Here is a 15,153-nt window from a genome sequence, read left to right on the forward strand (position 1 = left end):
AAAGGAGGACGAAACCCATGGAGTTCAGGAACGTGATAGTGCGCACCCCCGGCAGGTCCGTAACGGAGGGGATAACCTCATCCCCGGAGCTTGGAAAACCGGACTACCACCTTGCGCTGGAGCAGCACCGGGAGTACATAAGGGCCCTTGAGTCCTGCGGCGTCAAGGTGACGGTGCTGGAGCCGATGGAGGAGTACCCGGACTCATGCTTCGTGGAGGACACGGCGGTGATAACCCGGAACTGCGCCATAATAACCAACCCCGGCGCCCCGAGCCGCAAGGGGGAGGTGCAGTCCATGGTTCAGGTGCTCAAGGAGTTCTTCCCGGAGGACCGGATGGAGTTCATCCACGCCCCCGGCACCCTTGAGGGGGGGGACGTGATGATGGTGGGGGACCACTTCTACGTGGGGCTCTCCGCCAGGACCAACCAGGAGGGCATAGACCAGTTCCTCTCCATCCTAGGGCGCCACGGTCTTAGTGGCTCCCAGGTGCCCCTCAAGGAGGTGCTGCACCTGAAGACCGGCGTGAACTACATAGAGAACAACAACCTGCTGGTCTCCGGTGAGTTCGTGAACAAGGAGGAGTTCCTAAGCTTCAACCGCATCGCGGTGCCGCCGGAGGAGGCCTACGGGGCCAACTGCATATGGGTCAACGGGACGGTCATCGTGCCCAAGGGTTACCCCACCGTTGAAGGCAGCGTAAGGGACCTGGGCTACCGGGTCATAACGGTGGACACCTCGGAGTTTAGGAAGATCGACGGGGGCCTTTCGTGCCTGTCCCTACGGTTCTAAGATCCTACGGAGAGGAGCCGGCCTTAAGCAAGGAACCGTCTTAGGTCCTTAAGGTCCCCTATCTCCTCCGCCGGGGCCTTGGAGGGATCATCGGGCTCCTCGCGGAACCGGAGCTGCCTTGGGTGCCTGAACCTCACGGTCAGCCACCCAAGGCGGTTGGGGGCGGTGAAGTCCTTCTGGGGGTTATCCCCCACGTAGCAAAGCAAAGCTCCCCTAAGCCCCGACTCCTCCTCCACCATCCTGAAGGCCCCCTCGGAGGGCTTCCAGAAATCCCTGCCGTACCGGTCCGTGAGTATGACCCTGTGGAACAATTGATCCAGCCCCAGGGCGGAGGCCTTTCTACGCTGGGACTCCAGGGGGCCGTCGGATATGACCCCAAGCCAAAGGCCAAGGTCCCGAAGGTACGAAAGGAGCTCCAGCGTTTCGTCCCCAAGCCCTATGCGGGGCCGGTGCTCCCGGTAGATCCTGACCAGGTCCAACGGGGTGAACCGCTCCGCCGCCAAGGGGAAACATTCCAAGAGGGCGTCGAAGCTGCTGCCCCTCACGCCTTGAAGGAAACCCCGCCAGAGAAAACCAAACACCTCGCAAGGATCAAGCCCGCAGGCTGCAGCCACCGCGGAGGCCACGTGGGAAAAGCCGCTTCTTACGTAATCCTCCTCGAAGTAGAGGGTGTCATCGAGGTCGAACACCACCCCCCTTATCATGGGAGCTCAACCCCTCCGTCCTCCCCCACGAAGATCTCCTGGTAGAACCGGGTCATCTTAAGCCCCACCCGGTACTCCCCTATCCTTGGGCTGACATCTTCCCCTTGAACCATGCGGACTATCCACTCGGGGTAGTCGCCGCCCGCCGCCAAGGCCAAGGGGAATCCCCCGCCGAACCTTGGGTTCACCTCCGACAGCACGGGCCCCCTCTCGGTCAAGAAGGCCTGGACCGTTATGGGCCCCATGCCGCCCGCCTGGGATATGAGGGACAACACCTTAAGCATCCAGTCCCTGATGGGCTCATCGGATATGGTGACCCCCTCCACGGACTCACCTCCCACCGCCTTTATCCTTATCCTGGGTACGTAGTGGATCACCTCTCCGTTGAGCCCCAAAAGACAGTCCACGGTGATCTCGTCTCCCTCAAGGCACTCCTGCACTATGAGGGGCTCATCCGTGAGCTCCAGCGCCTTCGGGAGATCCTCCCTCGCCACCCGCCTGGCGTTCCTGCTGGCGCTCCCCCCTCGGGGCTTCACGAAGACGGTTTCCGGCAGCTCCTGCCCCTCAATGTGTTGGGGAAGCCAGCTCAAGGACACGTCCACCCCGTGGGAGCTAAAGAACTCCACGGTGTTCCACTTGTCGTTGCATATGTTTATGAGCTCCAGCCCCGACACCAACGCCAGGCAGCCTAGGTCCTGGAACTTGCCAGCGTTCCTCGACAGGAGCTCCAGCTCCGTGTCTATGGTGGGGACCACAAGGCCTATCCTCTCCCGCTCCACCAGCTTCAAAAGGCCGTCCAGGTACCCTTCTCGCCCCAAGGGCTCCATCTGGATCCCCCTGTGGGCAAGGAAAAGCGCCGGGGCCAGCGGGTCCGCGTCGGCCGCCAGGACCGTCCCCGCCCTCTTCTCCACAGCCCTCTTGAAGGCCTTAAGAAGGGACACCCGCCGGCCCGCGCTGGTCATCAAGACGTTGATCATAAGGAACCCCCCAATAATCTATGTCCCAGCGCCCCATGGCGGCCGGGAAGTCTATTCTACACCACACCCTAGTACTCTATGCCCTCCCGGGCTTTGACGCCCCTTTGGTAGGGGTGCTTCACCTCCCGCATCTCCGTCAACAGGTCCGCCTCCCCGATGAACTCCTCCGGGGCGTAACGGCCCGTCAGCACCACCTCCGTATCCTCGTGACGGTTCCTTATTACCTCCAGCACCTCCTGGACATCAAGGAGGCCGTAATCCACCGCCACGTTGATCTCATCCAGGATCACCAGGTGGTACGAACCGGACGAAAGGGCCTCCCGGGCCAGCTCAAGCCCCCGCCGGGCCTCGGAGAAGTCCACCTCCCTGGCCTTTCCCTTTGGCACGTAGTCCGGAGTGCCGGTGCGCACCAGCTCAAACCCATCAAGCCCCTGGACGCCCCGGATCTCCCCGTAGAAGTCCCAGCCCTTCAGGAACTGGATCATCTTGACCCTCCTGCGGTGCCCCACCGCCCTCACCGCAAGCCCCAGGGCCGCGGTGGTCTTTCCCTTGCCGTTTCCGGTGTAAACCTGCACCATGCCCATTTATGCATACCCCCCACATCTGATAAAATTCGCAAAGGACTATGAACTTAAGCATACCACGTGCTGTGGTGCCAAAACCTTTGGTGAGGGGGTCTTTTAATATGGCAGAAATGAAGATAGGTTTCATAGGAGGCGGCGACGGGGCACTCAAGATAATGCGTCACCTCTTGAAGCTGGACTTCAAGATAGCCGGGGTGGTGGACATCTCCGACGACGCCCCCGCCATGAGGGAGGCCCGACAGCACCACATCCCCACCTACACGAAGATGGAGGACCTCTTGAACCGCCCCTGCGACCTCATAATCGAGGTCACCGGCCGGGACTCGGTGGCCCGGGAGGTGGAGGAGAAGAAGTCCCCCCGCACGGGGCTTTTAAGGTCCCAGGACGCCAGGTTCCTGTACGACATAATAGCCAAGGAGGAGGAGAACTCCCGGGTCATCGCAAGGCAGGTGGAGGAGATAATAAAGCTCCGGAAGGCCCTCACGGAGATGCTTCAGCCCCTCAAGGAGGCCTTTGACTCTTTGGCCTCGGGGAACAAGGACGTGGAGGGCACCATGAAGCCCATGTTGGAGGGCATGGAGCGGCTCACCAAGGAGACCCAGCGGTCCGACGAACTTGTGAGCACCATCCACGCCATAGCCCGGCAGACCAAGATGCTGGGGCTCAACGCCGCCATAGAGGCCGCCCGGGCGGGGGACATGGGCAAGGGCTTCGCGGTGGTGGCCGACGAGGTGCGAAAGCTGGCGGAGCAGACCACCGCGTCGGTGCAGGAGGTGGGGGACGTGCTCACCGACATAGCGGAGATCTCCAAGACCCTGGGGGAGCCCATAAGGCAGTTCAGCCAGGTGGCGGAGAAGCGGGTTAAGACCATCGAGGCCCTCAAATCCCAGGTGGAGGGGCTCTCCTCCATGGTGTCCGCGGCGGAGAACGTGGAGGCCCGCCTTAAGGAGCTCCTGTAGAAGGCCCTAGCCTTCGGCGGTACGGCCGCGGCCCCGGCTGGGGGGACGGCGGAGGGACCCCAAGGCCCTGGAGGAATGGGCCGGCGGGCACATGAAGGCCCTGGAGATGAAGCTTAAGGAGCTTAAAACGAGGGGAACCCCACGGGGTTCCCCTCGTTAAGCTAAGCGATGTCCAGATTATAAGGCTTCATAGCCCCCCTATTCGTTGCCCGGAGGCGGGAGCATGGCTGGCAGCCCCTCCACCAGGGCGGGCAGGGACACCATGGCCCGGTCCTCGGTTAAGAACGACAGGGTGGACTCCACGGTCTTTATGACGGCCCCGTTTTGGTCCAGCACCTCTATCTTTATGGGCACCTTGGGGCCTCGGACCACCACCACGTCCCGGTCGTCCGCCATGAACTCCATGGGTTCCCCGGAGCCTACGGTGACCCGCAGGGATTCGATGGGCTTTAGGTCCTTTCCGGACAGGGTTGCGGCCTGGTTGTCCAGGAACAGCTGGTGCTCCTTGCCCAGCACGAACAGGACGGCGCCCAAGGCCACCAAAGCTCCCACCAGCACGAGTCTTATGAGGTTTCTTCTAGTCAAGCGGAACACCTCCCCTCACGGGCCTTAGGCCGCCTGGCCCCGGAGGGAACGGCGGGCCCGCTCCCGGTCCTTCTGTCTCTTCCAGGCGTGAAGCGCCAGGGAGATGGCGATTATGCCGTAGGAGACGAAGACCCGGAAGTACTCCCCAAGCTGGGCCTGGCCTATGAGCTGCTTGCCCGCCATGGGGGACACCACGAACATGAGGTGGAACAGCACCACCCCCAGGAACACGTTGCCGATGGTGGCCTTGGCGACGGTGGCGCCGCCGATGAGCAGCGCCGCTATGGCGAACATGCCCGCCTGGTCGTGGCTGTTGTATGTGTTCATGGTGCCTATGTTCTGGAGGAATATTATCTGACCGTAGCAGGCCAGCACGGTGGAGATGATGATGGCTATTATCCTGGTCTTCTCCACCGGGATGCCCGCCGAGTCCGCCACCGCCATGTCCTGTCCTATGGCCCTCATGTCCTGGCCCAGCTTGGTGCGCTGGAACCAGAGGATGAATAGGCAGAAGGCCCCTATGACCAGGTAGGTGGCCAAGGGCACGCTTAGCTCCCCTATCTTGAGGGGTATCAGCTCGTCCAGGCAGTGCCTTATGCCCTGCAGGTTGATGGCGTTCCTTATGCCGTAGCCCCTGGAGAGCACCAGCTCCGCCTTCCTTATGGGTATGAGCTTGCCCATTCCGTATAGCACCAGCAGCTGGTAGAGGCCGTTGATGAAGAAGCCCAGGATGTAGCTGGTGACCATCTCCCGCCCCTTGGCCCGGTTAAGCACAGATCCGCACACCCAGCCCAGGAAGACCGCTATGGGGGTGGCGATGAGGGCGGCCAGCAGCATTCCCGGCAGCCCTGAAACGGACCAGTCGGAGATGAGGATGAGCCCTATCTGCCCCGCCATGGCCCCCAGCACCATGCCGAAGTTGAGCCCCATTCCCGCCAGGATCGGGATGAGAAGGGAGAGAACCAGGAAGGAGTTCCTGGCCACCCGGGTCATCATCTCTTGGATGAGGTAGCTGGCGGTAAACCCGGACAGGGGTATCGCCACCGCCGACAGGGCGATGAAGATGATGGGCACCGCGTTGCTTATGAGAAGCCGCTGGATCTTTTCCTTCATGTTGGCGTCCTTCATCTCTTTACCTGCACCTTTCTGGTCAAAGCGTAGAGGATCATGCCGTTGCTCACGATGATCCTTATGACCTCGGACATGTCGGTCTGCATTATGCTGTTTATGACCGACGGGGTCATGGTCAGTATCCCCTGGAAGAGGAAGGTACCCACGATGACGTTCAGCATGGAGGCCTTGTTAACCGAGGCGCCCCCCAGGAGGATGGCCGCCACCGCGGGGAACGCCATGTAGAAGGGCCCCATGTAGAGCTGGATGAAACCGAAGCTCTGCTCGTACACCAGGATGCCTATGGCCCCGAAGACCGTTGAGAGCACCACCGAGACGATCCGCATCTTGTCCACGTCGATGCCCGACGCCCTGGCGAACTCCGGGTTGGACCCCACGGCGGTCATGGCGGTGCCGGTCTTGGTCTTGAGGAACCCCCACATGATGAAGCACATGAGGGCGAAGAAGAGGAACATGCCGGTGGGGAAGTAGAAGTTGGGGCCTATGTTGAAGGCCAAGAAGTCGCTCAACACCTTGAGCCAGTAGCCCTGCACGCTTATGGTGGTTCTAAGGCCGGAGCCGCCGTATCCCCATATCATGTTGGGGCTCTTGTAGGGGAGCAGAAGCCACGCCATGCACATGAGGGCCACGGAGGAGAAGCCCACGTAGGTGGCTATCATCATCTCGTCCCCCTTGACCCGGTTGAGCAGAAGCCCGTAGCCGTAGCCCAGCACCACCGCCAGTAGAACCGCTATGGCCATGGCGGTGAGGAACCCCATCATGCCGGTAACGTTGAGCTCGATGCTGGTCACGGCCCCCACAAGGCCGGCGATTATCCCAAGCGGCAGCCCGAAGTTAAGGCCGCACCCCGACTGGACCATGGGGACCAGGGCAAGCACCATGACGCCGTTCATCCCCACCCGCACCAGAGTATCGCTCAGGGAGGTGTCCACCCGGACCCCCACGAAGGGGGCCGCCACGAAGAGGGAGACCAGGAAAAGCCCTATGATGACCCTGGGCCAGCCGGCGGCCTCTATAAAGGACTTAAGCTTATCAGTCACAGGCCTTCACCTTCTCTTCCGTTTCAACCTTGATCTCTCCCATCATGAGGAGCCCGAACTCCTCAGAAGGCGCCTTGGCGGGGAGCACCCCCGCTATGCGGCCCTCGTCCACTATGGCTATGCGGTCGCATATGGACCTGAGCTCCTCCAGCTCCGACGAGGTCATCACTATGGTGGTTCCGTACTCCCGGTTGTAGCGCCGCAGGGTGTCCAGCACCAGCTTCTTGGCCCCCACGTCTATGCCCCGGGTTGGCTCGGAGACGAAGAGCACGTCGGGGCGCACCACGAAGGCCTTGGCAAGGCAGACCTTCTGCTGGTTGCCGCCGGACAGCTCCACCGCCCTCTGCTTTGGGCCGGTGCACTTTATCTCCAGGGCCTTTATGTACTCGTTGGCGCACTCCTCTATGGCCTTGTCGTCCCTCCACTTGATGAGGCCTCCCATGAGGGGGCGGATGAACTTCTCCTGGATCTGCATGGCGGTGAAGGCTATGTTCCAGTCTATGCCCTCCTGGAGCAGAAGCCCCACCCCCCGCCGGTCCTCGGATACGAAGGCCATGCCGGCCCTCAAGGACGCCTCCGGGTCGTTCAGCTTTATGGGCTTGCCGTGGAGTTCCACGTGGCCTCCCGCGGCGTAAAGCCCCATTATGCCGTTGGCTATGCCGAGCTTCCCCTGCCCCGCAAGGCCCCCGATGCCGAAGATCTCCCCCTTGCGGACCTCGAAGGACACGTCCCGCACGGTCTCGCCGGGCATGTCCACCCACAGGTTCTTCACCGACAGGATGGGCTCACCAAGGGAGCGGACCTCCCCATCCTCCGCGTGGGACTCCTCCACCTTGCGGCCCACCATCCAGTTGGCTATCTGCCGGACCGTGACGTCACAGGTCCTGGCCTCCTGGACCACGTGTCCGTCCCGGAGCACCACTATCTTGTCGCAGAGGTCTATGACCTCCTGGAGGCGGTGGGATATGAATATGACCGAAAGGCCCTTGGCGGTGAGGCGCTTCACCGCCTTTATGAGGATCTCCGCCTCGGACTCGGTGAGCACCGCGGTGGGCTCGTCCAGCACCAGAAGCTTGGTGTTGCTCCTGTCTATCTCCCGGGCTATCTCGGTGAACTGCTTGTGGCCCACGGGCATCTCGGAGCAAAGGGTATCCGGATCTATGTCCACTCCCAGCACCGATATGGCCTTCTGGGCCCTCTCCTTCATCACCGGCCGGTCCAACGTCCTAAGCCGGTCGCCGAACACCTCCACCAAGGGGTTGTAAAGGGTGGACTCCCGGTTAAGCAGGATGTTCTCCGTGGCGGTGAAGCCGGGGATCAGGGAGAACTCCTGGTGTACCATGCCTATCCCCGCGTCCAGGGCGTCGAAGGGGGACTTGAAGCTGACCTCTTGACCGTCGAAGAAGATCTTTCCCTCGTAACCCCCGGTCTGGTGGATCACCGGCATGCCGAAGAGGATCTTCATCAGGGTGGTCTTCCCAGCCCCGTTCTCCCCCACCAGCCCCAGAGCCTCCCCGGGGTTCAGGGTGAAGGAGACGTCCGCCAGGACCCTGTTGCCGTAGTACTCCTTACCCACATGTTCAAGCCTCAATATGGGCTCCACAGCTCCCAAAGCGCTCACACCTCTCTCAAAAACTTGGGGGACCCGGTGCTATGCATCCTGTTTAAAGAAATGAATCCACGAAGAAGGGAGGGAGGGAGGCGAAAGGCCTCCCTCCCGGTCGCCATAAGAGGATGCCTTCCTCCTACTTTATCTTGAAGTACTTCTCGGGGACCTTCACGGAGGTCATGCCCAGGTACCCCTTGCCGAACACGTAGGTATCCTGGTAGACCAGCACGTGGTTCTTCTTCCTGACGCCGGTGCCCATGTCCACGTAGTAGCTGCCGTTCCACTTGGCGCCGGGGGTGTACTTGGCGTAGCAGTCCATGAGGGCCTTGAAGTCGTTGAGCTTCGCCTTCTTCTCCACTATGCGCTTGCCGAACTCGCCCAAGGCGGCGGTGGTGGCGTAGCCGTAGCTGTATGCCCAGGTGCCCATGCGGCCCTTGCCGCCGGCCTTGATGACCGCCGCCTCAACCTTCTTGAGGATGGCGGGCCAGTTGCCCTTCTCCTTGGAGAGGTCTATGCCGAAGGCGCCGGGGTAGCCCATGAGCGGGGAGGGGAGGTCCGCCTCCACAAAGTAACCGCCGTAGGCGGCCACCTGCTTCAACAGGGGCTCCGTCTGGGCGTCGTTGGTGCAGAAGAAGGCGGCGTTCTTGCCGTACTTCTTTATCCACGCGGGCACCTTCTCGAGGATGAACTGCTGGGCCCCCGCCACGCCCACGTCGCTGGTGGGGTCCGGGGCGGTCTCGAAGGCGAACTTAAGGCCCAAGTCCTTGCAGGCCGCCTCCATGATGTTGCGGCGCCTGGAGAGGAGCTCGTAGCTCATGTGACGGGGGAAGGAGATGTGCACGAAGGCGTTAGCCCCCATCTTCTTGGCCGCCGCTATGATGAGGTAACCCCTGGCCACGTTGTCGGCGTTGATGGCCAGGTCCGCGGCGGACTCGATGACGCCGGGGTCCTCGTGGGGCTCACCGGCGAAGCAGAGGATGTCGGGCCTCTTCTCCTTGACCCGGCGGAAGGCCTCGGTGGTGCCCGGTATGGCCTGGTTCACCACGATGACCTTCATGAGGGGGTCGTCCGCAAGGCCCACTATCTGGGATATGGTGGTCTCCATCTCGGACATGAAGTTGTCCGGGTAGGTGAGGTGCTTTACCATACCGCCCTTGGCCACGTCGCCATACTCCTTGATGAGCCGCTCCGCCCCCCTGAGGTCGTCCTCCGACTGGGAGACCGTGCCGGTCACGACGCCGATGTGGAACTTGGCCGCCGCAAAGGCGGGACAGGCCAACAGCGCCGCTAGGGCAGCAACCGCCAGAACCGCAAGAAGCCGCTTTCGCATGAAACTACCTCCCCCTTTTCTTGTGGGTACTTGAAGCTTCGAATTAAACCTACCACCACCTGGGCCTCAAGTCAACGGATTAAGTTAAAGAGGTCAACGACGAACCCGTTAAAAGGAAGGCCCCTCCTTAAAGATCGCAAGGAGGAGCCCCGGTAAGGCTAAGGGAAATTGAATATATTGAACGGGAATATTCTTACTTCTTTATCGCAAAGTACTTCTCGGGCACCTTCACGGAGGTGGCCTTCATGAAGCCCTTGCCGAACACGTAGGTGTCCTGGTAGACCAGCACGAAGTTCTTCATCTTGACGCCGGTGTTAACGTCCCGGTAGAACTGGCCGTTCCACTTGGCGCCGGGGGTGTACTTGTCGTAGCACTTCCAGAGGTCCTCCAGGTTCCCCAGCTTCGCCTTCTTCTCCACTATGCGCTTACCGTACTCCGCCAGGGCGCAGACGGTGCTCCAGCCGTAGCTGTAGGCCCAGGTGCCCATGCGGCCCTTGCCGCCGGCCTTGATGACCGCCGCCTCGACCTTCTTGAGGATGGCGGGCCAGTTGCCCTTCTCCTTGGAGAGGTCGATGCCGAAGGCGCCGGGATAGCCCATGATGGGGGAGGGAAGGTCCGGCTCCACGAAGATGGCCCCGTAGGCGGCCACCTGCTTCAGCAGGGGCTCCGTCTGGGCATCGTTGGTGCAGAAGAAGGCGGTCTCCTTGCCGTACTTCTTCACCCACGCGGGCACCTTCTCGAGGATGAACTGCTGGGCCCCCGCCACACCCACGTCGCTGGTGGGGTCCGGGGCGGTCTCGAAGGCGAACTTAAGGCCTAAGTCCTTGCAGGCCGCCTCCATTATGGCCCGCCGGCGGGAGAGCAGCTCGTAGCTCATGTGCCGGGGGAAGGATATGTGCACGAAGGTCTTGGCCCCAAGGCGCTTGGCGGTGTGGATTATCAGGTACCCCCGGGCTATGTTGTCCACCCCCACCGCGAAGTCCGCCACCGACGATATGACCCCCGGGTCCTCCTGGGGCTCACCGGCGAGGCATATTATGTCCGGCCGCTTCTCCTTTATGCGGCGGAAGGCCTCGGTGGTGCCAGGTATGGCGTCGTCCACCACCACCACCTTCATCAGTGGATCGTCGGCGAAGCCCGCGATCTGGGATATGGTGGTCTCCATCTCGGACATGAAGTTGTCCGGCAGGGTTATGTGCTTCACCATCCCCCCCTTGGCCACGTCCCCGTACTCCTGAACCATCCTCTCCGCCCCCCTCAGGGTGTCCTCCGCCTGGGAGACCGTAAGGGTGGCTATGCCTATGTGGAACTTGGGCGCCCCGAAGGCGGCGCCGGCGCTTACCACCAGGCACAAAAGAACCCCCGCCAACAACCAAAGCCTCTTCAAACTCCATACCCCCTCCGCATAAAGGTTTATAGATCCTTGGGGGATAAAATATATTTCACCCAAGCCCTTGTCAACATCTGATATACCATTGATGTGTCTTAATCGACCAGGTTGGGACCACGCCGCCGCCAAGGGCAGGACAGGTCAACTCCTTTTAACTCCATATGAGGGCGACTCCCAGGTGATGCCGATAGGTCCGGCCAGGGGACGCGCTGGATTTCAAGGCGGGCGGCTGGGGCCACGGCGCACCCTCCCCGCTGGAATGCCCACGGGGGACTTGCGGAAGAAACCGGATTACCTGGCGGAATGAGGAAAAACGGGGATGAACGCCCTTGCCCGGCGCGGATTTTACAAGCCGCAAGCGGCATAAGGGGTGGAAGGGGGGCAGGAGGCTAGAAGGACGCCCCTAGAGCGGGAAGGCGACTGGCCCTTGGCAACGGGGAAGGGCTTATTGGGGGGATTTTGAAGCCCCAAGGAGCCGGCCCCCGGGGCCAATAAAAGCCCCTATGGGGCCTATGAAAGCCCCGCCGGGGCCAATGCGGGGCAAAGAAAGCCCCGTGGGCTCCTAGGGCCTTGAGCAGCCCCACACAGCCCCCAGGGCACATTAGAGGCCCGCGGGGATCTAAAAGCCCTGCGGGCCTCTAAAAACCTCCAGGGACACTTAACGCCCCAAGGGTCCTTGTCAGTTCAGGGGGGGCGAGGGAAGGCCTCCGGGGGGCAAGAGGATGGAGGGGAGCTCCTTTATCCCCGCCCCTCCCCCCGGCCTTGATGTTTAGAAGGGCAGCACCATGGACTCCAGCACCTCAAGGCAGGCCCCCATGAAGAAGGGCAGGTCGTCGGGGCGGCGGCTGGAGACCATGTTGCGGTCCACCACCACCGGTTCGTCCACCCACAAAGCCCCGGCGTGCACCAGGTCGTCCTTTATCCCCGGCGTGGAGGTCATCCTGAAGCCCGCCACCACCTCAGCGGAGGCGCATATCCAGCCCCCGTGGCATATGTGGGCCACCAGCTTCCGGGATGCCATGAACTGCCTGGTGAGGTCCAGCACCTTGGGGATCCGGCGGAGCTTGTCCGGGGCGAAGCCGCCGGGGATTATGAGCCCAAGGAAGTCCCCCTCCTCAAGGTCGTAGAAGGACGCGTCGCTCCTTGCGGGGTACCCGTGCTTCCCCTGATAGGTCTTCCTGCCCTCGGGGCCCGCCAGCACCGGCTCAAAACCCGCCTCCTCCAGCCGGTACTTGGGGTACCACAGCTCCATCTCCTCGTAGAGATCCTCAACGAATATCATGACCTTCCTCAAATCCCTCACGTCCACGGCCTTAAAACCTCCCTTCGTGATCTTTGCGCCAGGGGGCTAGAAACCGCCTTGGCTCCAAAAAACCCGGTACTTCCTTACGAAGCCCATTGGAAGGTACGACATCTTGGCCTCCCTGAGCCCAGGGTCCCCCATGTCCTCCTCCCGGTTTATAACCTTGAACCTATCCAGGTTGTGAAGGGCGAACTCCCGGTTTATCACCTGGTAGGCGCTGGCGTAGGAGGGGTCCGCCTTCTCGAAGTGCACGTACAGCACGTCCCCCGCCCCCTCCCCTATGGCGTAGGCCACCACGGCCCCCGCCACCTCCACGTACCCCCCCACCAGGGAGTGGAAGCGGCCGTAGTTCTCGAGGATACTCACCACCGCCCGGTTCTCCCCCTCCAGCATGAAGGAGCTGCCGCAGTCCCGGGCGGAGCACCACCGGCGCTGGAAGTCCAAAATGCGCGGCACGTCCCCTTCGGTTATCTCCCGGTAGGAGTATTTAAACGTCTTGGCGAAACGGTTCACGTGGTTGCGCTTCCTCATGTAGCGGTTGCCCCTAAGGTGCGCCAGCTCCTCCGCCAGGTGCAGGTACTCAAAGGCGTCCCGGTCCTCCTCGATCCTTATGCGGTCCGGCATGGCCCGCTGCCACATGAGGGCGGTCTCCTCCGGCACCGAGGCCATCTCCCCCTGGCCCCCCAGGGCCTGGCGGAACTCCGCCTCCCAGTCCACGCCATCGTAGCAGCCCACCGGCGAAAGGTACAGCCTCCTGGGCAGTTCCTGCCTTATCCAGCAGAGGCGCTCCCCGAAGGCCAGGTGATAACCCAAGGTCTCGTGCCATCCGAAGAGCACCGGGAACCGGTGGTCCGCGGTGGCGGGGGAGAGCCGCAAAAGCTCCTCGTACCTATCCATCATGGAAAGCCCTATGGGCTCGTATCGAATCATCAACCAATCCTCCTTTGTCCCTATTATCCCATCGAAAGGGGGCAAAACGCCAACGCCTAAAAAAAGATCGCCCCAGGTCGAAGAGGGGCAAAAACTCCATGAAAAAACAACCGCCCCCCGGGCGGGGCTTAAAATGATGCTATTGACAGACAATAAACCCCGCGGTATTATTCGTTCACGAAAAGAGAGAGGCCCAAGGAAGTAAAACACACCCAAGGAACGCAGGAGGATTGAGCAGCCATGATATTCGACCCCCAGTACATCATAAAGATGGAGCTGGTTCTGGCCGGCAAGGAAGAAATCAACGACGAAATCTACAAGTTGCTTAGATCCGTGGCCATGTAGGCCGTATCAAACAACCCTTAATATCCACTTCCCCCTCTACCCGGCGCGGGGCCGCTTGCTTAAACAAGCTGCTCCGCGCCGTTTATATTTTTCTACCCCTCCCCCGACACTCCTTTTGATAAAATAAAAAGTAAATCCTCTGAGGACCCCGGCGCCCAGTGGGTTTCCCAGTCCCTTTGGGCGGGAGAAAACCCGGTGGGTTCCAGTGGAGCTATAAAAAACATAAAAACAAAAACGCGTCTTGCCAGGATCGGAGGTAAAGCCCTATGGACGAAGGGGACAGCAGGGACATGGGACGGGAGCTAGGGGAAATGCGAGGGTCTCTGGAGAGTGGGGGGGAACCCCTGCTGGGGGAGACATCCCAGGAGATCAACTACTCACCGCCGCCCCCCAAGACGGTCTCCAGAGGGGTCATCCTGTGGGTGCTGCTGGCCCTTTTGGGCGCCTTCTTCGGCGGAGGGGTCTGGTACTACAGGACGAAGGTGCTTCCCGAGAGGCTCTTCCTGGAGGCGGGTAAGCTTTACGAGGCGAAGCGCTACGGCGAGGCCCTGGAGCTTTACCAGCGGGTGTTCAAGCTCCGGCCGGAGCGGAAGGACACGTTGTTGATGGTGGGGCTGTGCCAGGAGAGGCTGGGTCGCTACAACGAAGCCATGGACAGCTTCAGCCGGCAGGGGGCCCTCTCTCCCAAGGATCCCAGGGCTTTCCTTGGCATGGGGCGGATACTGCTGGAGCTGGGGCGCCCCGAGGAGGCCCTGGGGCCCCTCAAGAAGGCCCAGAAGCTGTCCCGGTCGTCCCCCTACCCAAATCGGCTTTTGGCCAGGGCCTACCAGGCGGTGGGAAGCCGGGAGCTGGCCGTAAGGCACCTGCGGATCGCCGCCGAGGGGGAGAAGGACGTGGAGAAGCTGCTCCTGGACGGCAAGGATCTGTTCCGCCTGGGGGACTACGAGGGGGCCCGGGCGGTTTTCGAGGATGTGCTGGCACAGGATTCGGACAACAACGCCGCAAGGCACGCCCTGGCGGCGGCGAACTCCATGCTGGGGATACCCAACGACCCCAACCTCCTGGCGGTGCCCGGCAAGTCCCTGGGCCCCGTGGAGATGGGCATCACCAAGGAGCAGGCCCTTGAGCGGTTCGGGGAGCCCTCCTCCGCCGAGGGGCTGCAGGCGGGGGACAGGACCTTCGACGTATGGACCTACAACGTGTTGCGCCTTAAGGACGGGGGCAAGACCTATCCGGGGGTTCGGATACTCTTCGACCAGGACGGGGAGGCGGTGCAGGCGGAGAGCTCGTCGGAGCGCTACAAGACCGCCGACGGCATAGGGGTCATGAGCTTCCTCAAGGATCGCTACAGGGACCTCTTCGAGGTGTGGCAGGAGAACACCCACGACTACGTGGGGTACCGGTACTGCCTCAAGGGCGGGGGGCTCACCCTTTACGTGTCGGACCTTGGGGGCATCACCGACCAGGGTGAGCGG

General features: G+C 61.8%; 14 protein-coding genes. 3 read left to right on the top strand and 11 right to left on the bottom strand.

The annotated features are described in order from the left end of the window. Window positions 1-17: 17 nt before the first annotated feature. Complete coding sequence (locus tag N2315_03165) at window positions 18-791, top strand: arginine deiminase family protein (protein MCX7828190.1); 774 nt, start codon at window positions 18-20, stop codon at window positions 789-791. Between the two features lie 23 nt (window positions 792-814). Here N2315_03165 and N2315_03170 read toward each other — a convergent pair whose 3' ends face one another. The 3 genes from N2315_03170 to cobO all read right to left on the bottom strand — a co-directional run bounded on the left by N2315_03170 (window position 815) and on the right by cobO (window position 3,056). Continuing rightward, a complete protein-coding gene (locus N2315_03170; protein MCX7828191.1) occupies window positions 815-1,495 on the bottom strand; it encodes an HAD family hydrolase in 681 nt (226 codons plus the stop codon). Continuing rightward, window positions 1,492-2,472 (bottom strand): ATP-grasp domain-containing protein, encoded by a 981-nt coding sequence (locus N2315_03175; protein MCX7828192.1) that lies wholly within the window; start codon window positions 2,470-2,472, stop codon window positions 1,492-1,494. The genes N2315_03170 and N2315_03175 overlap by 4 nt, the downstream gene beginning before the upstream one ends. 68 nt (window positions 2,473-2,540) lie before the next feature. Beyond that, window positions 2,541-3,056 (bottom strand): cob(I)yrinic acid a,c-diamide adenosyltransferase, encoded by a 516-nt coding sequence (gene cobO / locus N2315_03180; protein MCX7828193.1) that lies wholly within the window; start codon window positions 3,054-3,056, stop codon window positions 2,541-2,543. A gap of 488 nt (window positions 3,057-3,544) precedes the next feature. On the opposite strand from cobO, the gene N2315_03185 reads away from it, so the two are divergent. Next, window positions 3,545-4,015 carry a methyl-accepting chemotaxis protein gene (locus N2315_03185; GenBank protein MCX7828194.1) on the top strand — a complete coding sequence of 157 codons (471 nt, stop codon included), beginning with the start codon at window positions 3,545-3,547 and terminating at the stop codon, window positions 4,013-4,015. A gap of 198 nt (window positions 4,016-4,213) precedes the next feature. Here N2315_03185 and N2315_03190 read toward each other — a convergent pair whose 3' ends face one another. The 8 genes from N2315_03190 to N2315_03225 all read right to left on the bottom strand — a co-directional run bounded on the left by N2315_03190 (window position 4,214) and on the right by N2315_03225 (window position 13,333). Next, complete coding sequence (locus N2315_03190) at window positions 4,214-4,600, bottom strand: hypothetical protein (protein ID MCX7828195.1); 387 nt, start codon at window positions 4,598-4,600, stop codon at window positions 4,214-4,216. A 24-nt stretch (window positions 4,601-4,624) separates the two neighbouring features. After that, the gene (locus tag N2315_03195) at window positions 4,625-5,728 is read right to left on the bottom strand and encodes an ABC transporter permease (protein ID MCX7828196.1); all 1,104 of its coding nucleotides are present in this window, start codon (window positions 5,726-5,728) and stop codon (window positions 4,625-4,627) included. Then, window positions 5,725-6,771 carry a hypothetical protein gene (locus N2315_03200; GenBank protein MCX7828197.1) on the bottom strand — a complete coding sequence of 349 codons (1,047 nt, stop codon included), beginning with the start codon at window positions 6,769-6,771 and terminating at the stop codon, window positions 5,725-5,727. Before N2315_03200 ends, N2315_03195 begins: the two co-directional genes overlap by 4 nt. Then, window positions 6,764-8,362: a sugar ABC transporter ATP-binding protein gene (locus N2315_03205; GenBank protein MCX7828198.1), complete on the bottom strand. Its 1,599-nt coding sequence runs from the start codon at window positions 8,360-8,362 to the stop codon at window positions 6,764-6,766. The genes N2315_03200 and N2315_03205 overlap by 8 nt, the downstream gene beginning before the upstream one ends. A gap of 154 nt (window positions 8,363-8,516) precedes the next feature. Continuing rightward, the gene (locus tag N2315_03210) at window positions 8,517-9,710 is read right to left on the bottom strand and encodes a DUF3798 domain-containing protein (protein ID MCX7828199.1); all 1,194 of its coding nucleotides are present in this window, start codon (window positions 9,708-9,710) and stop codon (window positions 8,517-8,519) included. A 193-nt stretch (window positions 9,711-9,903) separates the two neighbouring features. Further along, complete coding sequence (locus N2315_03215; GenBank protein MCX7828200.1) at window positions 9,904-11,097, bottom strand: DUF3798 domain-containing protein; 1,194 nt, start codon at window positions 11,095-11,097, stop codon at window positions 9,904-9,906. 772 nt (window positions 11,098-11,869) lie between these two features. Beyond that, window positions 11,870-12,409, bottom strand: coding sequence for a type 1 glutamine amidotransferase (locus tag N2315_03220; protein MCX7828201.1), 540 nt, complete (start codon window positions 12,407-12,409; stop codon window positions 11,870-11,872). Window positions 12,410-12,448: 39 nt separating this feature from the next. Beyond that, window positions 12,449-13,333, bottom strand: coding sequence for a phosphatidylglycerol lysyltransferase domain-containing protein (locus N2315_03225; GenBank protein ID MCX7828202.1), 885 nt, complete (start codon window positions 13,331-13,333; stop codon window positions 12,449-12,451). Window positions 13,334-13,944: 611 nt separating this feature from the next. Between N2315_03225 and N2315_03230 the strand changes: the two genes are divergently transcribed. Further along, a partial coding sequence (locus tag N2315_03230) for a tetratricopeptide repeat protein (protein MCX7828203.1) occupies window positions 13,945-15,153 on the top strand: 1,209 nt, incomplete at its 3' end.

This window comes from Thermanaerothrix sp. (assembly GCA_026417795.1).
Taxonomy (GTDB): domain Bacteria; phylum Synergistota; class Synergistia; order Synergistales; family Synergistaceae; genus Thermanaerovibrio.

Excerpts from the sequence above, each read along its gene's own strand:
- N2315_03165 (MCX7828190.1), top strand. The coding sequence starts at position 18 with ATGGAGTTCAGGAACGTGATAGTGCGCACCCCCGGCAGGTCCGTAACG.
- N2315_03170 (MCX7828191.1), bottom strand. The coding sequence starts at position 1,495 with ATGATAAGGGGGGTGGTGTTCGACCTCGATGACACCCTCTACTTCGAG.
- N2315_03175 (MCX7828192.1), bottom strand. The coding sequence starts at position 2,472 with ATGATCAACGTCTTGATGACCAGCGCGGGCCGGCGGGTGTCCCTTCTT.
- cobO (MCX7828193.1), bottom strand. The coding sequence starts at position 3,056 with ATGGGCATGGTGCAGGTTTACACCGGAAACGGCAAGGGAAAGACCACC.
- N2315_03185 (MCX7828194.1), top strand. The coding sequence starts at position 3,545 with ATGCTTCAGCCCCTCAAGGAGGCCTTTGACTCTTTGGCCTCGGGGAAC.
- N2315_03195 (MCX7828196.1), bottom strand. The coding sequence starts at position 5,728 with ATGAAGGACGCCAACATGAAGGAAAAGATCCAGCGGCTTCTCATAAGC.
- N2315_03210 (MCX7828199.1), bottom strand. The coding sequence starts at position 9,710 with ATGCGAAAGCGGCTTCTTGCGGTTCTGGCGGTTGCTGCCCTAGCGGCG.
- N2315_03225 (MCX7828202.1), bottom strand. The coding sequence starts at position 13,333 with ATGATTCGATACGAGCCCATAGGGCTTTCCATGATGGATAGGTACGAG.